This window comes from Candidatus Baltobacteraceae bacterium, from assembly GCA_036489885.1.
GTDB lineage: Bacteria > Vulcanimicrobiota > Vulcanimicrobiia > Vulcanimicrobiales > Vulcanimicrobiaceae > JAFAMS01.
In genome coordinates, this window is sequence record DASXEW010000003.1 from 1906704 (window position 1) to 1925285 (window position 18582).

The window sequence follows — 18582 nt, forward strand, 5'->3', positions numbered from 1 at the left end:
GAAGGAAGGAAACGACGGGACCCAGGAGCAGCGCTGGTGCGGTCTATAGCGGCGGTTTTGTTTGCATCTGTCGTGCTGCTCGCCGGGGCTCTTCCGGGCGGAACGTCGAGCGATATGACGCTGCAACGGCTTGCCGGCTACGTCGGATATCAGAACAGCACGTCGTCGTCCGTGACGATGGTTTCGATCTCGCATCCGTTCGATAGCGACGCGTACGCGTCGACGCAAGCGCAGTCGATTGCCGTCCTCGATTTTCCGGATGACTCGCGCGTGACGCTGGGCGGAAACAGCGTCATCCAGGTGCACGCCAACTTTTCGAAACGCAAGCACGTGCGCCGGCATCAGGATCCGATCGTATGGGAAGGCTCGGCGATTCGTCTTCCATCGGATGCCTCGATCTTACGCTTCGATATTCATCAACCGTACGACGGCAACGAGCTATACGTCGTTTCGACGCGTTTCGCGCGGATCGCGATTCGTGGAACGACCGCGCTGCTCGCGGACAGCCTAAGCGGCGACATCCTCACGTGTCTTGACTGCGGTGCCGGCGATATCGTCGCCGACGTGGGTGGAAACGACTTCGCGATTCTCAACAACGAAACGTTGCGCATTCGTGCCAACGGACGAGTGACGGTCGAAGAGACGAATCCGGTGATCTTGCAAGAATTCATCGACGCGGGGTTGTCGACATACATTCCGCGACCGCGACCGTCGCCCAAACCCCGCTTTCACTGGCCGATCAAGCTCTAGGCGGGTAAGAATGGCCTCAATTCCACTCGAGGCACCGTTGGCGCGGCTCCTTGCCGTAACGCGCGATATTCTTGAAGCAGAAGATCTCGACCGAGGTCTCGATTCGATTGCATCCGCCGTGCGCGATCTGTTTCATTTCAAATATGTTACGATCGTCGCCGCCGAGGATGCATCTGCGCCGATGCAACGCCGCGTCATGCAGGGTTGGCCCGAAAGCTTAACAGCGCAGCGCATCGGCGAACGCGTCGGACGCGACGAGATACGCGCCATCCTCAAGCGCGAATTCGAAGTCTTTGAATCTTGCTATTTCATTGCCGCCGAGACCGACACGCAGTGGTCGCGCTCGATCTATTCGGGCGATCTTCCCGCGGATGCGCCGCGTCAGGCTCCGGAACGGTGGCACGAGCGCGATTCGCTAACGTTCGTGTTGCGCGACCGGTTGGGTGGAATGCTCGGGTACATGGGCGTCGACGGTCCGGAAGACGGCACGATTCCGCCACGCGATACCTTGCGCTCGATGCAGCTCTTCGTAAACTTGGTCGGGCTTGCGCTCGCAAACGCTCGCGCCCACGCGGCGGAAATCGAACGGCGGCGTTTGCTCGAGGCTAGTCATGCGCAGCTGCGTTATGAAGCCACGCACGACGGGCTCACGCGCCTTCCGAATCGCCAGCTTTTTGCCGAAGAGCTCGAAGCTACGCTGCGCGCGGGCACGATCGCCGGCCGAACCAACGCGGTTGCGTTCGTGGATCTCGACGAGTTCAAAACGATCAATGATACGCTCGGACACTTGGCGGGTGACCTGGTTTTGCTGCGCGTTGCAGAGCGCCTACGCGCAACAACTTCGCGCAGCGACGTCGTGGCGCGGCTCGGCGGCGACGAGTTCGCCGTGCTGCTGCGCGATCGCAAAGACTCAGAAGAGATCCAAGATCAAGTCGATTCGATGATCAACGAGATCATCCAACCAATCGAGCACGAGGACGGCAGAGTCTTTGCGTCCGCGAGTGTCGGCATCGCGATTCTCGAACAACGTCATGTAACGATCTCGGATGTGCTGCGTGAAGCCGACGTCGCGATGTATGCTGCAAAGACGAGCGGACGGTCGCGCAAGGCACTGTTCGATGCCGAAATGCACTCGCAGTCCGCGCGCCGTTTGGGCTTGATCAGCGGTTTGCGTGATGCCGTCGACGGCACCCAATTCACGGTCGAGTATCAACCGATCGTTTCCTTGGACGATGGAACGATGGTCGGCGTCGAAGCTTTGATTCGATGGGCCCATGCAACGCTCGGCAAAGTCTCGCCTGGTGAGTTCATTCCACTTGCAGAGGAGGTCGGCACGATCGTTCCGATCGGGCGCTTCGTTTTGGAAGAATCATGCCGGCGCTACGCGGAGTGGATGCGAATTCGGGAAGGGCGCCCGTTCTCGTTGCACGTGAACCTGAGCGTGCAAGAGATCTTACAACCTGACGTCGTGCCCTTCGTCGAGCACTTGTTACGCGAACGCGGGATTGAACCGGCCGAACTCACGATCGAGATCACGGAGCACGCAATCTTGCGCAGCAGCAACTATGCGAACGCGGCGCTGGTCGGCTTACGCGGTTTGGGCGTCAAGCTCTGCATCGACGACTTTGGCACCGGCTATTCGTCGCTGCGCTATCTTCAAGAATTTCCGATCGACTCACTCAAGATCGATCGCTCCTTCATTCACGGAAGGAGCGGTGGTTTAGGAAGTGAGCCAATCGTCAAGATGTTGACACAACTAGCTGCGTCGTACGAGGTCGAAGTGATCGCGGAGGGTGTCGAACATCAACGGCAGGCCGACGCGCTCGTGCGACTCGGGTGTCGTCACGCGCAAGGTTTCCTATTCGCCGCCTCGCAGACACCCGAGCTGATTTCGAAGAAGCTAGCTGCTACGCAGCCCGCGCCGCAACAAGCTCGAGTTCGAGCGGGTCGTCGCTCTTCGTAACTACACCTCAGTGGGTAGGTATAACTCGTGAAGCAGCGAGGGCGAAATCTTTTGGAGCGTGCGGCGACGGCGTTCCGCGCGGGCGACTTGACGGCAGCCAAGCGCTTCTGCGACGAGGTGCTGGCCGGCGCCGGCGGCGACTCCGAAGCGTTAAACATTTCGGGCGCGATTGCTTTTTCGCAGCGTGATTACCCCGAGGCGGAGCGTCTGTTCATTCTTGCCGCTGCATCTTCGAAAGAGAATCTTGCGGCACTCTTCAACCTCGGCAAAGTCCTCGAAGTGCAAAAACGCTTCGAAGAAGCTGCGAACGCATATCGCAAGATCTTGCGCGTGCAACCCGGAAATATCGAAACGCGCCTGCGCCTTGGGATCGCGCGCTACCAGCAGAATTCCTACGACGACGCGATCGACGTCTTTCAAGATGTCCTGCGTCGCGAGCCGGAAAACGCGACTGCCGCGCTGAGCCTGGGCGTCGCATTCAATACGACGGGGCGTTACGAAGAATCGATCGTCGTTTTGCGTCGTCTCCTCGTGCGCGAGCCGGATCAAATCGAGGCGTATCACGCGCTCGGTGATTCGTTGATCGCGCTACACCGTCCGGACGAAGCCGCGCGGGCTTGCGAATCAGTGCTCTCGCGCAATCCGAACGACGTGCTGGCGACGATCCTCATGGGACAAGCCGAGTGCGAGCGCAACGACTATACCGCCGCCGAGCGTTACTTCCGGCGTGCCGCATTACTCGACCCGAAACGGCACGAGGCCAACATGAATCTCGGCGTCCTCTTTCAACGCCTCGGCCGCATCAATGACGCGCTCTCGTGCGGGAAGATCGCGGTCGAGCTTGCGCCGCGGGACCCGCTCGCGCACGTGAACTACGGGATGGGACTGTTGCTCGCGGGCGAGCTTGCAAAGGGCTGGCCGGAGGCCGAGTGGCGCCAGGCCGATCCGCACATGCGCGGCCATTTCCCTTATCGAGCGCGCCTTCCGATATGGACCGGCGAGCGGCTGAGCGGCAAGCTCTTGATCGCGCGCGAGCAAGGTCTGGGTGATTTCGTGATGGCGTCGCGGTTCTTTGCCGAGACTGCGGCTCGGACAAACGAGGTTGTGGTCGAGGTTCCGGCCGAGTTGATGCCGCTGTTCAAGGAACGGACCGACGTTCGCGTCGTCGCCGACCGTTGCGATCCCGCGATCCTGGAAACGTTCACCGCGCATTTGCCGGTGTGTAGTCTGCCTTTCGTCTTAGGTGTCAACGAAACGAACATTCCGGGGACGGTACCGTATCTTCTTGCGTCACACGAGCTTACCGCGCGTTTCAAGAAGCGTTTTGCGGAGCTCGGGGACGATCTGAAGATCGGTCTTGTTTGGGCGGGAAGTCCCGGCCATCTGCTGGACCGGTATCGCTCCGCGCCGGTCGCGCAATTTGCGGAACTGGCGGACGTCGAAGGCGTGCGCTGGATCAGTCTGCAGAAAGGCACGCACGAACCGTTGCAGGCGCTGCCGATCATCGATCTCGCTCCCGAGCTTACTGATTTTGGCGTCACTGCGGCGGCGATTTCCGCGCTGGATGTGATCGTCACCGTCGACACGGCGGTCGCACATGTCGCGGGAGCGCTCGGAAAGCCGGTTTGGCTTCTCAATGGTTTCGGCAGCTACTGGCTTTGGCAGCTGCGGCGTACCGATTCTCCGTGGTATCCGACGATGCGGTTATTCCGGCAACACGCACCCAATGATTGGAAAGGGTTGTTTCGCGAGCTTCGCGCCGAGCTGGAAGCTACGGAGCGAATTCGAGCATAACGTTCAAAGCGGCTCCGGCCGGAACCAAAATACGTTCGTTGCCGATTTGCATCGTTGGGATCGACCCGGCGGAAAGCGCGGCAGCCGTGGTCGCAAGGCTCGAGGTCCGAATCGTCAGGCCCGCCATCGCTTCATCGCGACCCCCGAGGTCGGGCGCGGCGTCCCGAAATGCGTGCGCAATCTCGGCGCGCGGCATAATCTCGATGCGCGTGCCCTTCGCGCGCACGACGCAAGAATCGCCTTCGAGCGATGTCGCTGCTTCACCGAACATCGTCGCGAAGAGCGTACCGAGGCGATGCGGCTGCGCGGCTTGGACGATGACGCGCGCGATGTCGAGCGCGCCGTTATCGTGATGCTGCCACTCCGGTCGCCAGACAAGCTCGGGCGTGAAATGTTCGCAGAAGTAGAGGCGCGTTGATCCGAAGGCTCCCGGTTCAAAGCGTACCGTTCGAAAGCGCGCTTCCATTTGCGCGCCGTTGGGAAGACGAACCGGCCGCGAAAACGTGAGCGGCGGTTGTGCCGGCAATCCTGCAGTCGCAAACGATGCGGTCAGCGTGTCGGCGTCGTTCGCCCGAAAGACAAGCCCATTCAAACCGAAGGGATAGCGCGAGAGCTCCGGACGCGCATTCGCGGCGCCGCCTTCCCAACCGAGTAGTTCCATGTAGTTCGTTTGGAAGACGGCCAGATGATTGACCGAACCGAGCGTGTGGTAGCCACGCGCTGTAAGCGAAAAGCCGAGCCGTCGAAACAGCGTGACCGCGTCATCGACGCCATCGCGAACGTCAACGACGACATGGTCGAGAATCGGCTCAGATTGGGACATCGTCGAGAGGATATTGCTCCGAGCGATATGTAGGAGCCTTCGAGAGATGAGTTTCGGTACGTCATTCGCCGTCACGACACGGCCGACGATCATGGGAAGAAACGCGGCACTTGTTGCGGGTCATCAGCTTGCCGCGCAAGCCGGCATGCGCATGTTGGAGGCCGGCGGCAACGCGATCGACGCCGCGATTGCGATAGCTGCTGCTGCGGCAGTGCTCAAGCCGGATGCATGCGCTCTTGGTAGCGATCTGTTCTTGCTCTTCGCGCAAGCCGGAACGAACGAAGTCTTTGCGCTCAATGCAAGCGGAGCGGCGCCCCGACTTGCAACGCGCGATGCGTTCCCGAACGGCATCGAACATCTGGGGTTGCGTGCTGCATCCGTCCCGGGAGCCGTCGACGGCTGGTACCGCGCGATCGCGCGCTTCGGCCGCCTAACGCTCGGCGAGGTTCTGGCTCCCGCGATCGAGCTTGCACGTAGCGCTCCGGTCTCGGCGCTGTTCGCCTCGACGCTGGCAAAGAACGAAGATACGTTGCGAGGCTTCCCGGAAACCTATCGTATCTACTATCCGAGCGGACGCGCTCCGCGCGCGGGCGAAGTTCTCGTTCAAACCGATCTTGCGCGTACGCTCGAAGCCATCGCGAGCGAAGGTCCACAGAGTTTTTATCGCGGCGCGTTCGCACAAGCGCTCGACAAATACGCGCAAGCGACCGGAGCCTTCTTGCGTGCCGATGATCTAGCCGGGTACGAAGCCGAATGGCGCGAGCCGCTGAGGTCGACATATCGTGGCTACGAGTTGATCGGGCAGCCGCCGGTTTCGGTCGGTCTCGCCGTACTCGAGGCGATGCAAATCCTCGAGCATTTCCCGGTTGCCGATCTCGAAGACTCGAGCGCAGAACGGATCCACTTCCAGGTGGAAGCGATGAAGATTGCGATGAGCGACGTGCGCGGTCATCTCGGCGATCCGGCATTTGTTTCCGAACGCGCAGTCCCCGAATTGCTCGATCGCAGCCGTTCGGCACGACGCGCGAAGGAGATCGATCCGGCGCACGCGCGCAACTACGAACCTGCAAATCTCTTTGCGCGAGCAGGTTCCGACACGAGCTACGCCGCCGTCGTCGACGCGGATGGGAACGCGGTATCGCTGTTGCAGAGCGTCTATCACATATTCGGTTGCGGGGAAGTGATCCCGGGGACGGGGACCTTGCTCAACAACCGGATGACTGGTTTTTCACTCGATCCGGCTTCCCCCAATGCACTCGAGCCGGGCAAACGCACGATGCACACGCTGAACCCATTGCTCCTGCGCAAAGAAGGTCGTGCCGCAATCTGTCTAGGCACACCCGGTGGTCCAAGTCAGATCTACACGAATATGGAGTTGTTGACGCGTTTGATCGACGACCGTCTCGAGCCGCAACGTGCGATCGATGCGCCACGCTGGTTTGTGACGCCCTCGGGCGACCTGAACGTCGAACGCAGCGTTCCTTCGGACGTACGCGCCGCTCTCGCAGCGCTCGGACATCGCGTCGTCGATTTCCCGGCTCACAGCGCGTCGTTCGGCGGAGCCGGCATCATCGCGATCAACGCGGCGAACGTCCGCGAAGCCGCGGCCGATCCACGCCGCGAAACATACGCGCTGGGATGCTAGCGAGCCCACCACTTGGGGAGCTCAAGGCCAAGCTCGGGTCGATCATCGATGCACACGCGCAATCTTTGACCCATTTCGGCAACGATGTTTTTGCGCATCCGGAGATAGGTTTTCGCGAGGAACGGACCTCTGCGCGGATTGCAGAGGCGCTACGGCGGCTCGATCTTACCGTCGAAGAGGGTTTGGCGCTGACCGGCGTGCGCGCGCGCTTGCGTCTTGGGAAACCCGGCCCGACGGTTTGCGTAATGGGCGAGCTCGACGGATTGCCGGTCCCCGGACATCCGAATGCCGATCCGGCGACGGGAGTCGCACACGCTTGCGGACACAATGCGCAGCTCGCGCATCTTCTCGGCGTCGCAACCGCGCTCGTCGAAAGTGACGCAGCCGCGCATCTTGCCGGTGAGATCGTTTTTCTCGCGGTTCCCGCCGAAGAATACGTCGATTTGGAATGGCGCACCGATCTCGCGCGCCGCGGAAAGGTCGAGTTTCTCGGCGGCAAGCCCGAACTGCTGAAGGACGGCGTCTTCGATGACATCGACCTCGCAATGATGGTGCACGCGTCCGGCACGCCAAACGGCAATCTGCTTTCGACGACCTGGAACTACAATGGGTTTGTCGCGAAGCAAGCCCGCTTCATTGGACGAGCCGCTCACGCGGGCAATGCACCCTATCGCGGGATCAACGCGCTCAACGCGGCGGTGCTGGCGATGCAAGCCATGCACATGCAGCGCGAGACGTTTCGGGACGAGGACCACATACGCGTTCATCCGATCATTACGCGCGGCGGCGATGCAATCAACGTCGTTCCCGCCGACGTGCGCTTGGAGACGTTCGTTCGGGGTGCGTCGCTCGAAGCGATCGACGAGGCGGCGGAAAAAATCGATCGTTCCTTGCACGCGGGCGCCCTCGCGCTCGGGGCCGCCGTCGAGATACGAACGCTGTCGGGATATCTTCCGCTCTCCGTCAATCGCGAGCTTGGTGAGGTGTTTCGCGAAAATGCGGTCGAGCTGGTCGGATCCGCACGCTATGGCGAGTCACCCACCAATTCGGCCTCGACAGATGCGGGCGACCTCTGTCACGTGATGCCGGTGCTCCATCCGAACCATGGGGGTTGCAGCGGCGCGAATCACACCGTCGATTTTCGGATCGTCGATCCGATCGATGCCTACATCACGCCCGCGAAGGCGATGGCGCACACGCTGGTGGACTTGTTGTCCGGCGACGCGGAACGCGCGAAGAGCGTCATCGCCGGATTCAAACCGAAGCTCACGCGCGACGAATATCTTGCAAAGATGCGCGCGCTCAACAGGACGGAGCGGTTTCCCTAACCTTTCTTGCCGTTGCGCACATAGGTGTAGAGCGCAGTCCAGTCCTCACGGCCGCGCCCATCTTTACGTGCAGCATCATAAATCGGACGGGCCGCGGCTGCGGTCGGAACGTCGAGACCGACTTCACGCGCAAGATCGAGCGCCAGTCCGAGATCCTTATAGGCAAGATCGATTGCGAAGCCGGGTGTGCTATCGCCACGCAATACCTTGGCCGGATACGTCGTCGACATGTGGCCTTGCCCGGCAGTAGTCCCTAACATCACGGAGAGCGCGATATCGGGGTTCAAGCCGCTGCGTTCGGCCAGCGTCAGCGCCTCGGCCGTCGTCACATTGAGCGTAACCGACATGAAATTGTTGACGATCTTCATGCGCGAGCCCATGCCGGGCGGTCCGCAATGAATGATCGTATCACCCATTCGCTCGAGGATGGGACGCACGCGCTCGAGTGCAGCCGGCGTTGCGCCGGCCATGATCAGGAGCTTTCCGTCGGCTGCGTGTTGCGGTGAACGGCCGACGGGGGCATCGACCATCTCGATTCCGCGTTTCTGCAAGGCTGCGATAAAGCGGTCGGTTGCCGACGGCGCAATCGTACTCATATCGATGTAGATGGCCGATTGCGGCAGCGTGCTTGCAATGCCGTTGGCACCGAGCAGCGCATCCTCTACCTGCGGCGAGTCGGGAACCATCGTGATCGCGACGTCGGCGTCACGCGCGGCCTCTGCCGGCGTCGCGGCCGCGACGGCGCCGTCGCCGACGAGTTTTGCTACAGCCTGGGGGTTTGTATCATACGCGCGTACCGCGTATCCGGCACGCACGAGATTGCGCGCCATCGGTCCGCCCATCGTACCGAGTCCGACGAATGCGATTTTCTGCATGGTGCGGAGCTTTTTGCCGGAGTTATTGTGCCGCCTGCGGCGAGGGCAAGAAGCTCACGCCAAGCCCGCAGACACCTGCCCATACCAGCGCTCCGCCGAGTAAAGGAGGATCGAACCAAACGCCTCCCGTCGCGAGCGTCACTACAAAATATGCACCGTAATACGCGACCGGGATGACGAAACCGAAGGCATGCAGCCACCGTCCCGCAAGCGGCAAGGTTGGGGAGCGCGCGATGATCGCGTCGGCTGTGATTCCGGCCGCAAGCGACATTACGATGTACGTGAGCAGCATCGGCGTATCGTTCGTGAGCGCGGCGGCGATGATGCAGTTACCGAGCACGAAGAAGATCGTCATTGCGCCGGGGCGCAGTCGAAATCGTGTCGCAAGCCAGACCGCAAAGAGCATAACGATCAGCGTTTGCAAGATGATTACCGCCACGCCAGTGCCGGTTTTGTATAAGAACAGCGTGGTGTTCGTGAAGTAGTCCGGTGAGTAGACAATGGCATCCGGCGGTGTGTACATCCGCGCAGCCGACGGATCGAACGCGTATGCCATTCCGAGGTGCACGAACTCGATCCAGGTTGCCAGCGAGAAAATCAACGGCAGTTGGGACCACAGCGTCCGTAGATCGGAGCGCGATTCGAGCGCAGAGAGAATCGGGGCGCTCGTTACGGTAAGGACACCGATTCCAATAATCAGGTGCGTTGGACTCGTCACCGCGTCGACGCGGTCCTCGATACCAAAAATCGTATGCCAGATCAGATCGCCGACGCCCCCGATGAAGAAGATCGGGACGCCGACGAGCGCGATTTGATATGCCTTGGGGACGAGATTCCAGCCGTGAAAGCCCTGCGCGCGATTTCTGAGTGCCGCCACGCCCAGGACGGCTGCGCCCGCGACCATCGCGGCGTAGAAGATTGCGTGATACGGCGTGAAGAAGGTCTCCACCGGAACGTGCAAATGCGCCCAGGAATCCCAAAGAAAACCACTGGCCAGCCAAAGGCCGATGACGCTGATCGCGAGATCCAGCGTCGCGTTGCGCGGCGGCGCAATCGACATGTCCCCAGCTACCGGCTAGGTAACTGGTTCTCCTGGCTCGCGATTGTGTGCATTGCAACGAGCGGATGCGCATCGGGTGCGCCGCGCGTCCCTTCGAATGTCATCGTCGCCCCACAAGCACCGGCCGCTTGGCCGACGCCGATCGTCGCGGCGCCGAACGCGCTGCCGCAAATTCAAGCGGTCCGGTTTTCGAGTCTCGACGTCGCGCTCGGCAACGATTGGAGCGGCGAGATCGTTGCGTCATCCAATACGGCGAGCATCGAGATATTCACGAATCTCTTCGATTTCAGCGTTCCTCGGCCAACCGTCGGCCACTTTGCGTTTAGCTTTCATATGCTCGACGTTCCGCCGTTCTTCATCCGAGCGTATCCGTTGCGCATCATTGCGCGCAACACCGCCGGGGTGAAAGTCGAAGAGATAGCGCCCTTCAGGATTCGAGGCCGGTCCAGTACGCCGTGAAGACGCTCGTTTTGGCTCAGAGCGCCGCGGCGATGGCTTTGCCGACGTCCTCGGTGCTGGCCGTTCCGCCGATGTCGCGTGTTCGCGGACCGCTTTGGAGCACTTTCTCGATCGCCTGCACGATCGCGTTCGCCGCATCGGGATAACCGAGATGCTCGAGCATCATCGCGCCCGACCAGATTTGACCGATCGGATTGGCGATGCGCTTTCCGGCGATGTCGGGTGCCGATCCGTGCACCGGTTCGAACATCGATGGAAACTCGCGCTCCGGATTGAGATTCGCGGACGGCGCAATACCGATCGTTCCGGTGACGGCAGGTCCGAGATCTGAAAGAATGTCGCCGAACAGATTCGAGCCGACGACGACATCGAACCAGTCAGGATGCTGAACGAAATGGGCGGTGAGGATGTCGACGTGATATTGATCGGTTTTCACGTCGGGATAATTCTGCGCCATCGCCCGCACGCGCTCGTCCCAGTACGGCATCGTAATCGTGATGCCATTCGATTTCGTTGCCGACGTCAGATGTTTTTTGGGCCGGCTGCGTGCAAGCTCGTACGAGAACCGCAAGATCCGGTCGACGCCGCGCCGCGTGAAGACGGATTCTTGCACGACGAGCTCGTCGTCGGTGCCCTCGTTGAGACGTCCGCCGATCGATGAATATTCGCCCTCGTTGTTTTCACGCACGATCCAGAAGTCGATGTCGCCGGTCTTGCGGTTGGCGAGCGGTGATTCGATTCCGGGCATGAGACGGACGGGCCGCAAATTGGCATATTGCCGAAACGCGCGGCGGATCGGGATGAGCAAGCCCCACAGCGAGACATGATCGGGGACGCTCGGCCATCCGACCGCGCCTAAGAAGATCGCGTCATGATGCGCGATGCGGGCCAGACCATCGTCCGGCATCATCTTGCCGGTCGCCGCGAAGACCTCGCAGCTCCACGGGAACGCGTCCCACTCGAACGTGATCCCGGCTTTCTTGGCCGCCTCGTCGACGACGCGAATGCCCTCGGGGACAACTTCCTTGCCGATGCCGTCGCCGGCGATCGTCGCGATTCGGTACGATTTCACGCTACGCTTGTCGGCCTAGATACATAGTGTTCCCTCTTGCCTGGGGTTGTCTCGAGAATGTATTATGACATCTGTCTTGGCCGAGAGGGGTTTCGCGCGCGCCAAGTTCGACGGTCCGGAGGCACTTTACGTGCAGTTGGCCGAGGACTTGGCGAGCCGAATTAATAGCGGCGAATACGGCCCTCGCCGCCGTCTACCGGGCGAATTTGAGCTCGTGGATCGCTATGGGCTCAGCCGCGTTACCGTGCGGCAAGCGATGTCCGTCCTCGAACGGCGGGGACTCGTCATACGACGTCGCGGCGTCGGAACGTTCGTTGCATCGCCCAAAGTGCACCAAGATCTTGCCGAGCCGCTGCGCGGCTTTTACGACGGGCTCATCGCCAAGGGACTCAAGCCGGAATTTTCGCTGGTCGACTTCCGCAAGGTAACGCCGAACGCGCAGATCGCCGCAAAACTTGGGACCGAGAGCGCCATGCTCGTGATGCGTTTGTACAAGCTTGACAACGCGCCGTTCGCCGTAACGAATATTCACCTGCATTCCATCACGGCCGACGTTACGCGCGAAGAAATCTCGTCGATGCCTATCTATCGGATTTTGGAACGGCTGGGCCGGAAGATCGCCCGCGCTGATCTCACGATCCGCGCGCAGGCGGCCGGACACGGACCGGGACGTCTGCTGGAGATTGCTGCCGGAGAACCGGTTTTAATATTGGATCGCACCAGCTACGATGAGAGCGATTCAGCCGTGGAAAACACCGTCTGCTATTTGCGTTCGGACGCCTACGAGTTCGGGCTGTCGATCGGTGGGAACATTCCGCTCTCGCAAACAATTCGAACGTCACGGTGAAAAGAAGGTCGTTTGTCGCGAGCGCTGCAACCGGCGCGATGGTTGCGGCATCGCTTGGCGATGCGCAGGCTTCATTTATGATCGATCCACATAGCGCGATTACCGACGTCGAGGGGATTATGGTCGGGCATTTCACATCGACCGCACGGCCGACGGGATGTACCGTCGTGCTTGCGCCGCCCGGCGGCGCCGTCGGTGGCGTCGATGTGCGCGGGTCGGCGCCCGGGACGCGTGAAACGGATCTGCTCAATCCTGAAAATCTCGTCGATCGCGTCAATGCGATTACGCTTGCCGGCGGCAGCGCATTCGGACTCGATGCCGCGAGCGGCGTCGTTCATTGGCTCGACGAGCACGGCATCGGCTTTGACGTGCGGATCGCAAAAGTACCGATCGTGCCTGCGGCGATTCTTTTCGATCTTGCCGTCGGCGATCCGAAAATTCGTCCTGATGCGGCTGCCGGCTATGCAGCTTGCGTTGCGGCGACGACGCAGCGACCTTCGGAGGGAAACGTCGGTGCCGGTGCAGGCGCGACCGTCGGTAAGCTGTTCGGATTCGACCGAGCAATGAAAAGCGGAATCGGAACGGCCTCGGTTACGCTCGATGGTCTCGTCGTCGGCGCGATCGTCGCAGTGAACGCGATCGGCGACGTCATCGATCCGTCGAATGGAAAAGTCGTGGCGGGCGCTCGCACTGCCGATGGTAAAAAGAAGATCAACGCGGTTCAGACGATCCTGGGCGGCGAGGTTCCCCCGACGCTTGCCCCGGGGACGGCGACGACAATCGGCGTCATCGCGACGAATGCCGATCTGACCAAGGCGCAAGCGCAGAAGATTGCACAGATGGCCCAGGATGGAATCGCGCGTGCGATCGTGCCCTCGCACACGATGTTCGACGGCGACACGATCTTCACGATGGCGACCGGCAGCGCCAAGAAAAGCGGAAATCCAACGCTGCTTGGACTCATGGCCGCCGAAGTTGTCGTTGCTTCGATTCTGCGCGCGGTTATGGCGGCGCGCAGCCTGCCGAACTTACCGTCAGTTCACGACGTGCGTTAGTCTTCGAGGAAGCGGGCGATCTCGGGTTGTGCGCGCAGCTCGCGCAACTCGTCGTCGTTGGGGAGTTGAGGATGGTCGCGTTCGCTAGGGACAAGACACAAGAATCCCATCGGTTCGTCGTCGCCGGCGCGAAATTGATGCCACGTCATCGGCGGTACGCGAAAGAGATCGAATTGGTGGATCGGATGGATCTCCGTTCCGAGCAGCGCTTCGCCGCCACCACGTAAGATCATGACGGCGTGAACGTGCTCGTGCCGTTCCAGGGTTGTATGTCCGCCGGCGCCGACCTCGAAATATCGCCACTGATAGCCAAGCTCGGCTTCTTCGAAGAGTACCGAGCGCGTTACGTCCTTGAACGGGGCGCTGCCCTCTTCTTTATATTGGAGTACGTCAACGCTCTGCCACCGGTAGTGCTCGCCCTCCGGGCGGAACGTCCGTGCGTGACGTGCCTCGCTCGTCTCTCTCATACGCCCTGCACAACCGCCCGGGCGAAGCTTCGGCTTCGTTCCGCAAGACGGTCCCCGGCCGAAAGCAAGCTGCCTCCGATCAGCAGCATAACCTCCGTGCCGTAGAACGCAATCATTTCCGGGACTCGCTCGACCGCCATGCCACCGGCCGGTACCGGCATTGCGGGCCGAATCGTATGCCACGGTTCGCGGGCTGCCTGCGCGAGCGCTCGGCAGACGTCTGCACTGTAGGCGAATCGGCCGCCGTAGTTCGGATAGATCGTCGCATCCGCGCCGAGCAGCCGGAAGAATTTTCCGAAGAGCCAGACCGGTGAGATGCGCGAAGCGCCGCCGAACGCCGGATGCGCGAGAATGACAAAGTCCGGGAACGTCGCCACGAATTCCGCGAACGTCCCCAGACCAATCAGCATCGGTGCAAGGAGCACGGCGCGTACCCCGCACTCTCGGGCGTGTTCCGCTTGCTCGAAGATGCGTCGCGGAGAGCCGACCAGACTGGGAGCGTAGATGACCGGCTTTCCCGTGGCGTCCGAGGCGCGCTCGGCCGCAGCATAACAGGCGCGGACACGTTCGGTGAACGGCGCGTAGGCTTGATCCGCGATGCCGTGGTCGTCCTTGATCACGTCGATCCCGGCGCGTCCGAAGGTTTCGCAGAGCTCCGCGAGCGCCTGGGGCGACGACCCCTGCGGTTTGAGGGCCGTACACGTCAGCGGACGCTTCGGTGCTTGGACGAGCGCGCGCAATCCGCTGATCCCGTGACGCGGTCCGCCGAAACGTTTGAGCAGCTCGGGCGGGAATGCGACGTCCTCGAGCTCGACGTCATCTTGCAGCGAGCAATTTCCGAAGAGCATATTGGTTAGCTGCGTCACATCTTCGCCCGTCGTCGCGGCGGCGATCTGCAAGGTGACGCGGTGTCGCTCTGCATCGAGCGGTTCGATCGACGCGACGCGCGCCACGATCGAATCGCGAATCTTCGGATCGGCGACGGCTTCGAGCGGCATCTCGACGCTTTGCTCCAGCGCAAGCGCCGCCGCGCGTTTGTGGACCTCGTCCGCGCGAGACGCGAGCAAATACGTCGCAGAAACCCAAGCCATACCGCGAGGAGGCTTCGCACGGTGAGGAGTAGAGCCTCTCCATGGCCGACGCAGAGAAGCAACGTACGGCGTTTCGTCTCGAAGTTAATGAAGATATCGTGATAACGCTTGACGGCATCGGTCGTTCGATGGGGGCAACGCTCGTCGATCTTTCCGAAGGCGGCTGCCGCGTACGTACGCGATTGTGCATTCCGTACTCGCAGCTCCAGTTCAAATGGAAAGGACCGAAAAGCCAGATCAAGCTTTACGGCGAGATGGTCGGCATTCGGATCACCGAGCAGAAGACGACGGAGTTCGGCGTGCGCTTCGAGATGCCGCAGAACGAGAAAGACATTCTCGTTCAAGAGCTCCACGAAATTCAGCGCCGCATGGCCTTCAAGACCGAACCGACGGAGGGCGGCGACAGCGGTATCGGGCGCGCTAAGCGCAAAGCATATCGCGCGCCGATCCGTTTTCCCATCTCGTATAAAGTCAAGGGTGGAATGCACGAGCAAGTCGCGACCGCGGCCGATCTCTCGATCGGCGGCCTGATGCTGATTACGCCCGACGCGATTCCCGAAAATACGGAAGTCGAGCTTGACTTCGTGATGCCGGTCGAAGCGGTTGATTTGGGCGGCGAGCAACGCGAAGTCGTCGAGAATACACCTTTCGGGCAACGCAAAGTAAAGAAGCTTGTGCCCGTTCGCCCGTTCGAACCGATTCACTGTAAGGCAAAAGTGGTAAAACGCATCGGCGCGACGGCCGAAGGCACGTCGTACGGAACATCATTTTTCGAGATGCCGGCATTCACGACCGAGGAGGTCGCACGGTTCGTGCACGCTTTCCAATTAACGCAGCTGCGTAAGGCCGCCGCTGCCGCCGACGCCTAGCTCAGCACCGATGAGCGAACCTCGGCGCCAAGCCTTCCGGCTCGACGTCAACGCTGAGATTACCGTTCGTCTTGCGGATCTCGGCCGCGACCTCAAGCTGACGCTCGTCGACATCTCCGACGGTGGCGGTCGTTTACGTTCGACCACCAAACTTCCGCCGCACACGCGCGTCGCGTTTGCATGGATGGGACCGTCGCGCCAACCGATTCCGTTGAGCGGACGCGTCGTAGCCGTTCGCATGAGCGATCCGAAGACGGCCGAGTACGGCATTCAGTTCGACATGTCCGAAGCCGCCAAAGACAAGCTTGCTCATGAGTTGGCCGAAGTGCAGCGCCGCAAAGCGTACAAGCCGGCCGATATGCCGGCGCATCAGATTGACGACGGCGATGTCGGCGGACGCGCGAAGCGGCAGGGTTACCGCGCTGCGGTCACGTTCAACGTCGTTGCGAAAGTCCCCAACAAAGACGGTCGTATCATCCCAGTGCGCGCGGAAGCGCTCGATCTTTCGATTGGCGGCATGCTGATTGCGATGCCGGGCGAATACGAGGAGGGTATCGAGACCGAGATTTCGTTCACGATGCCGGTCGGCGCCGTCGACATGGGCGGCGAAGAAAAAGAAGTGATGGAACAAACGCCGTTCGGCGAGCGGCGCGTGAAGAAGCTCGTACCGGTTCGGCCGTTCGATCCGATCTCGTGCAAGGCAAAGATCGTGAAAAAAACCGGCAGCGCGCGCAACGGCGTGCCGACCTGGGGAATCGGATTCGCCGATCTCTCGGCATTTCTCAAAGAAGAGATCGCGCGTTTCGTCCACGCGCACCAGCTCTCTCAATTGCGCAAGGCCGCCGCGACCCAAGGTTAGTGCGCGGGAAGACGCTGTTCATTACCGGTGCCAGCCGCGGCATCGGGCTTGCTATTGCGTTGCGCGCGGCGCGCGACGGCGCCAACATTGCGATCATCGCAAAGACGACCGAGCCCCATCCAAAGCTGCCCGGGACGATCTTTACGGCGGCCGATGAGATCGAGCATGCCGGCGGAAAAGCGCTCCCGCTCGTGTGCGATATTCGCTTCGAGGAACAGGTCGTAGCCGCCGTCGAGAAGACCGTCGCACGTTTCGGTGGGATCGACGTCTGCGTCAACAACGCCAGCGCAATTGCGCTTACGCAAACCGTCGATACCGAGATGAAGCGCTACGACCTGATGAACGCGGTCAATGCGCGTGGGACGTTCGTGTGCTCGAAAGCGACGATTCCTCATTTGGCGAGGGCGGAAAATCCGCACATCTTGAACCTCGCGCCGCCGCTCGACATGCAAGCGCGGTGGTTCAGCGGTCACGTCGCCTACGCGATGGCGAAATTCGGCATGTCGATGTGCACGCTCGGCATGGCGGAAGAGCTTCGCGTGCAAGGCATCGCGGTCAATTCGTTATGGCCGCTGACGACGATCGATACCGCGGCAGTTCGTAATTTGCTCGGCGGTGAAGTTGCCGCGAGGCTCGCGCGAAAGCCCGAGATCGTCGCCGACGCCGCGATCGAGATCCTGCAGCGCCCTTCGCGCGAGTGCACGGGCAACTTCTTCATCGACGAGGAGATCCTGCGCGCGGCGGGCCTCCGGGATTTCTCGATCTACGCGAACGATCCGGCCTCATCGCCGCAGGTCGATATCTTCATCTCGGACGCGATTCAGGCTCGAATTCCGACGAAGCTCACTCCGAATAGTCGATGATCACAGGAGCATGATCCGAAAAACGTTCGTCTTTGTAGATGCGCGCAGACGTTACGCGTTCGCGTAGCTCGGGCGTGACCAGCTGATAATCGATCCGCCACCCAAGATTCTTTTCGAAGGCGTTGCGCCATCCCGACCACCAGGTGAATTGCTTACGGTCTTGATTCACCACGCGAAAGGCGTCGATCCACCCAAGCTCGCCCGTGACGCGATCGAACCAAGCGCGTTCGGGCGGCAGAAAGCCCGTCGTCGCCGCGCAAGCTCGGACGCTGAAGACGTCGATCTCGAGGTGGGCAATATTGTAATCGCCGCAGATGATGATCGACCGCCGTTCATCGCGCATGCGTTTCAAGTCGCCGAAGAAGCGGTCGAGAAATTCGTACTTGATCTCTTGGCGCGCGGGTCCGCTCGTCCCGGACGGAACGTACAGCGAGCAGATCGTCAATTCGGGGTAGTCGAAGCGCAGGAAACGCGCTTCATGATCGAGCAGGTCCGGGCCCAAGCCGCGCGTCACGTTGTGCGGCGCAGTCCGTGCGTAGATCGCGACGCCGCTGTAGCCTTTCTTCACCGCGTCGAGATACACGGCGGAGTATCCGGCCAACACGGCTTCGCCCGGCAGCTGGTGCTCCTGCGCCTTGGTTTCTTGAATGCAGACGAAGTCCGGCGTTTCGGACAGCATCCATGCAAAGAAGCCTTTGCGGGTCGCGCTCCGTATGCCGTTCGCGTTGAAGGAGATGATGCGCACCAACGCCGAGTCCACGC

17 protein-coding genes and 1 pseudogene are annotated in these 18582 nt (G+C 61.1%); 11 read left to right on the forward strand and 7 right to left on the reverse strand.

The genetic code is table 11. From position 1 onward, the window contains the following. Nucleotides 1–57: 57 nt before the first annotated feature. From VGG22_15380 to VGG22_15390, 3 genes are read left to right on the forward strand one after another with little or no spacing between them, the layout of a single operon-like run. Nucleotides 58–750 carry a FecR domain-containing protein gene (locus VGG22_15380; protein ID HEY1729756.1) on the forward strand — a complete coding sequence of 231 codons (693 nt, stop codon included), beginning with the start codon at nucleotides 58–60 and terminating at the stop codon, nucleotides 748–750. Between the two features lie 37 nt (nucleotides 751–787). Then, entirely contained in the window at nucleotides 788–2713 is a 1926-nt protein-coding gene (locus VGG22_15385) for a bifunctional diguanylate cyclase/phosphodiesterase (GenBank protein HEY1729757.1), read from the forward strand. A gap of 27 nt (nucleotides 2714–2740) precedes the next feature. Next, a complete protein-coding gene (locus VGG22_15390) occupies nucleotides 2741–4507 on the forward strand; it encodes a tetratricopeptide repeat protein (GenBank protein ID HEY1729758.1) in 1767 nt (588 codons plus the stop codon). On the opposite strand, the gene VGG22_15395 is transcribed toward VGG22_15390, so the two are convergent. Next, on the reverse strand, nucleotides 4485–5330 hold the full coding sequence (locus VGG22_15395; protein ID HEY1729759.1) for a VOC family protein: 846 nt from the start codon (nucleotides 5328–5330) through the stop codon (nucleotides 4485–4487). The genes VGG22_15390 and VGG22_15395 overlap by 23 nt on opposite strands. A gap of 46 nt (nucleotides 5331–5376) precedes the next feature. Between VGG22_15395 and ggt the strand changes: the two genes are divergently transcribed. Then, the gene (gene ggt, locus VGG22_15400) at nucleotides 5377–6975 is read left to right on the forward strand and encodes a gamma-glutamyltransferase (GenBank protein ID HEY1729760.1); all 1599 of its coding nucleotides are present in this window, start codon (nucleotides 5377–5379) and stop codon (nucleotides 6973–6975) included. Next, the gene (locus VGG22_15405) at nucleotides 6969–8303 is read left to right on the forward strand and encodes an amidohydrolase (protein ID HEY1729761.1); all 1335 of its coding nucleotides are present in this window, start codon (nucleotides 6969–6971) and stop codon (nucleotides 8301–8303) included. The genes ggt and VGG22_15405 overlap by 7 nt, the downstream gene beginning before the upstream one ends. Here the strand turns inward: VGG22_15405 and yihU are convergent. After that, a pseudogene (gene yihU, locus VGG22_15410) lies at nucleotides 8300–9187 on the reverse strand (sulfolactaldehyde 3-reductase). The gene VGG22_15405 and the pseudogene yihU overlap by 4 nt on opposite strands. 13 nt (nucleotides 9188–9200) lie before the next feature. Then, nucleotides 9201–10238, reverse strand: a complete 1038-nt coding sequence (locus VGG22_15415; GenBank protein HEY1729762.1) for a hypothetical protein — start codon at nucleotides 10236–10238, stop codon at nucleotides 9201–9203. Nucleotides 10239–10283: 45 nt separating this feature from the next. Here VGG22_15415 and VGG22_15420 point away from each other — a divergent pair, with 45 nt between their 5' ends. After that, complete coding sequence (locus VGG22_15420) at nucleotides 10284–10697, forward strand: hypothetical protein (GenBank protein ID HEY1729763.1); 414 nt, start codon at nucleotides 10284–10286, stop codon at nucleotides 10695–10697. Between the two features lie 16 nt (nucleotides 10698–10713). On the opposite strand, the gene VGG22_15425 is transcribed toward VGG22_15420, so the two are convergent. After that, nucleotides 10714–11769 carry a tartrate dehydrogenase gene (locus tag VGG22_15425; protein ID HEY1729764.1) on the reverse strand — a complete coding sequence of 352 codons (1056 nt, stop codon included), beginning with the start codon at nucleotides 11767–11769 and terminating at the stop codon, nucleotides 10714–10716. Nucleotides 11770–11833: 64 nt separating this feature from the next. Between VGG22_15425 and VGG22_15430 the strand changes: the two genes are divergently transcribed. Together VGG22_15430 and VGG22_15435 are read left to right on the forward strand one after the other, a co-directional pair. Then, entirely contained in the window at nucleotides 11834–12616 is a 783-nt protein-coding gene (locus tag VGG22_15430) for a GntR family transcriptional regulator (protein ID HEY1729765.1), read from the forward strand. Further along, nucleotides 12613–13671 (forward strand): P1 family peptidase, encoded by a 1059-nt coding sequence (locus VGG22_15435; protein ID HEY1729766.1) that lies wholly within the window; start codon nucleotides 12613–12615, stop codon nucleotides 13669–13671. Before VGG22_15430 ends, VGG22_15435 begins: the two co-directional genes overlap by 4 nt. Here VGG22_15435 and VGG22_15440 read toward each other — a convergent pair. Both VGG22_15440 and VGG22_15445 read right to left on the reverse strand, forming a co-directional pair. Then, a complete protein-coding gene (locus VGG22_15440; protein ID HEY1729767.1) occupies nucleotides 13668–14138 on the reverse strand; it encodes a cupin domain-containing protein in 471 nt (156 codons plus the stop codon). The genes VGG22_15435 and VGG22_15440 overlap by 4 nt on opposite strands. Beyond that, nucleotides 14135–15229 carry a RuBisCO large subunit C-terminal-like domain-containing protein gene (locus tag VGG22_15445; GenBank protein ID HEY1729768.1) on the reverse strand — a complete coding sequence of 365 codons (1095 nt, stop codon included), beginning with the start codon at nucleotides 15227–15229 and terminating at the stop codon, nucleotides 14135–14137. Before VGG22_15445 ends, VGG22_15440 begins: the two co-directional genes overlap by 4 nt. A gap of 41 nt (nucleotides 15230–15270) precedes the next feature. Between VGG22_15445 and VGG22_15450 the strand changes: the two genes are divergently transcribed. From VGG22_15450 to VGG22_15460, 3 genes are read left to right on the forward strand one after another with little or no spacing between them, the layout of a single operon-like run. Further along, nucleotides 15271–16098 carry a PilZ domain-containing protein gene (locus VGG22_15450; GenBank protein HEY1729769.1) on the forward strand — a complete coding sequence of 276 codons (828 nt, stop codon included), beginning with the start codon at nucleotides 15271–15273 and terminating at the stop codon, nucleotides 16096–16098. Nucleotides 16099–16108: 10 nt separating this feature from the next. Continuing rightward, nucleotides 16109–16957 (forward strand): PilZ domain-containing protein, encoded by an 849-nt coding sequence (locus VGG22_15455; protein HEY1729770.1) that lies wholly within the window; start codon nucleotides 16109–16111, stop codon nucleotides 16955–16957. Further along, nucleotides 16957–17820 (forward strand): NAD(P)-dependent oxidoreductase, encoded by an 864-nt coding sequence (locus VGG22_15460; GenBank protein ID HEY1729771.1) that lies wholly within the window; start codon nucleotides 16957–16959, stop codon nucleotides 17818–17820. Before VGG22_15455 ends, VGG22_15460 begins: the two co-directional genes overlap by 1 nt. Here the strand turns inward: VGG22_15460 and VGG22_15465 are convergent. Next, complete coding sequence (locus VGG22_15465) at nucleotides 17801–18565, reverse strand: exodeoxyribonuclease III (protein HEY1729772.1); 765 nt, start codon at nucleotides 18563–18565, stop codon at nucleotides 17801–17803. The genes VGG22_15460 and VGG22_15465 overlap by 20 nt on opposite strands. Nucleotides 18566–18582 lie beyond the last annotated feature (17 nt).

Bases quoted from the DNA above. Each gene is read 5' to 3' on its own strand.
- VGG22_15455 (HEY1729770.1), top strand. From the start codon at position 16,109: ATGAGCGAACCTCGGCGCCAAGCCTTCCGGCTCGACGTCAACGCTGAG.
- VGG22_15395 (HEY1729759.1), bottom strand. From the start codon at position 5,330: ATGTCCCAATCTGAGCCGATTCTCGACCATGTCGTCGTTGACGTTCGC.
- VGG22_15445 (HEY1729768.1), bottom strand. From the start codon at position 15,229: ATGGCTTGGGTTTCTGCGACGTATTTGCTCGCGTCTCGCGCGGACGAG.
- ggt (HEY1729760.1), top strand. From the start codon at position 5,377: ATGAGTTTCGGTACGTCATTCGCCGTCACGACACGGCCGACGATCATG.
- VGG22_15415 (HEY1729762.1), bottom strand. From the start codon at position 10,238: ATGTCGATTGCGCCGCCGCGCAACGCGACGCTGGATCTCGCGATCAGC.
- VGG22_15405 (HEY1729761.1), top strand. From the start codon at position 6,969: ATGCTAGCGAGCCCACCACTTGGGGAGCTCAAGGCCAAGCTCGGGTCG.
- VGG22_15450 (HEY1729769.1), top strand. From the start codon at position 15,271: ATGGCCGACGCAGAGAAGCAACGTACGGCGTTTCGTCTCGAAGTTAAT.
- VGG22_15430 (HEY1729765.1), top strand. From the start codon at position 11,834: ATGACATCTGTCTTGGCCGAGAGGGGTTTCGCGCGCGCCAAGTTCGAC.
- VGG22_15440 (HEY1729767.1), bottom strand. From the start codon at position 14,138: ATGAGAGAGACGAGCGAGGCACGTCACGCACGGACGTTCCGCCCGGAG.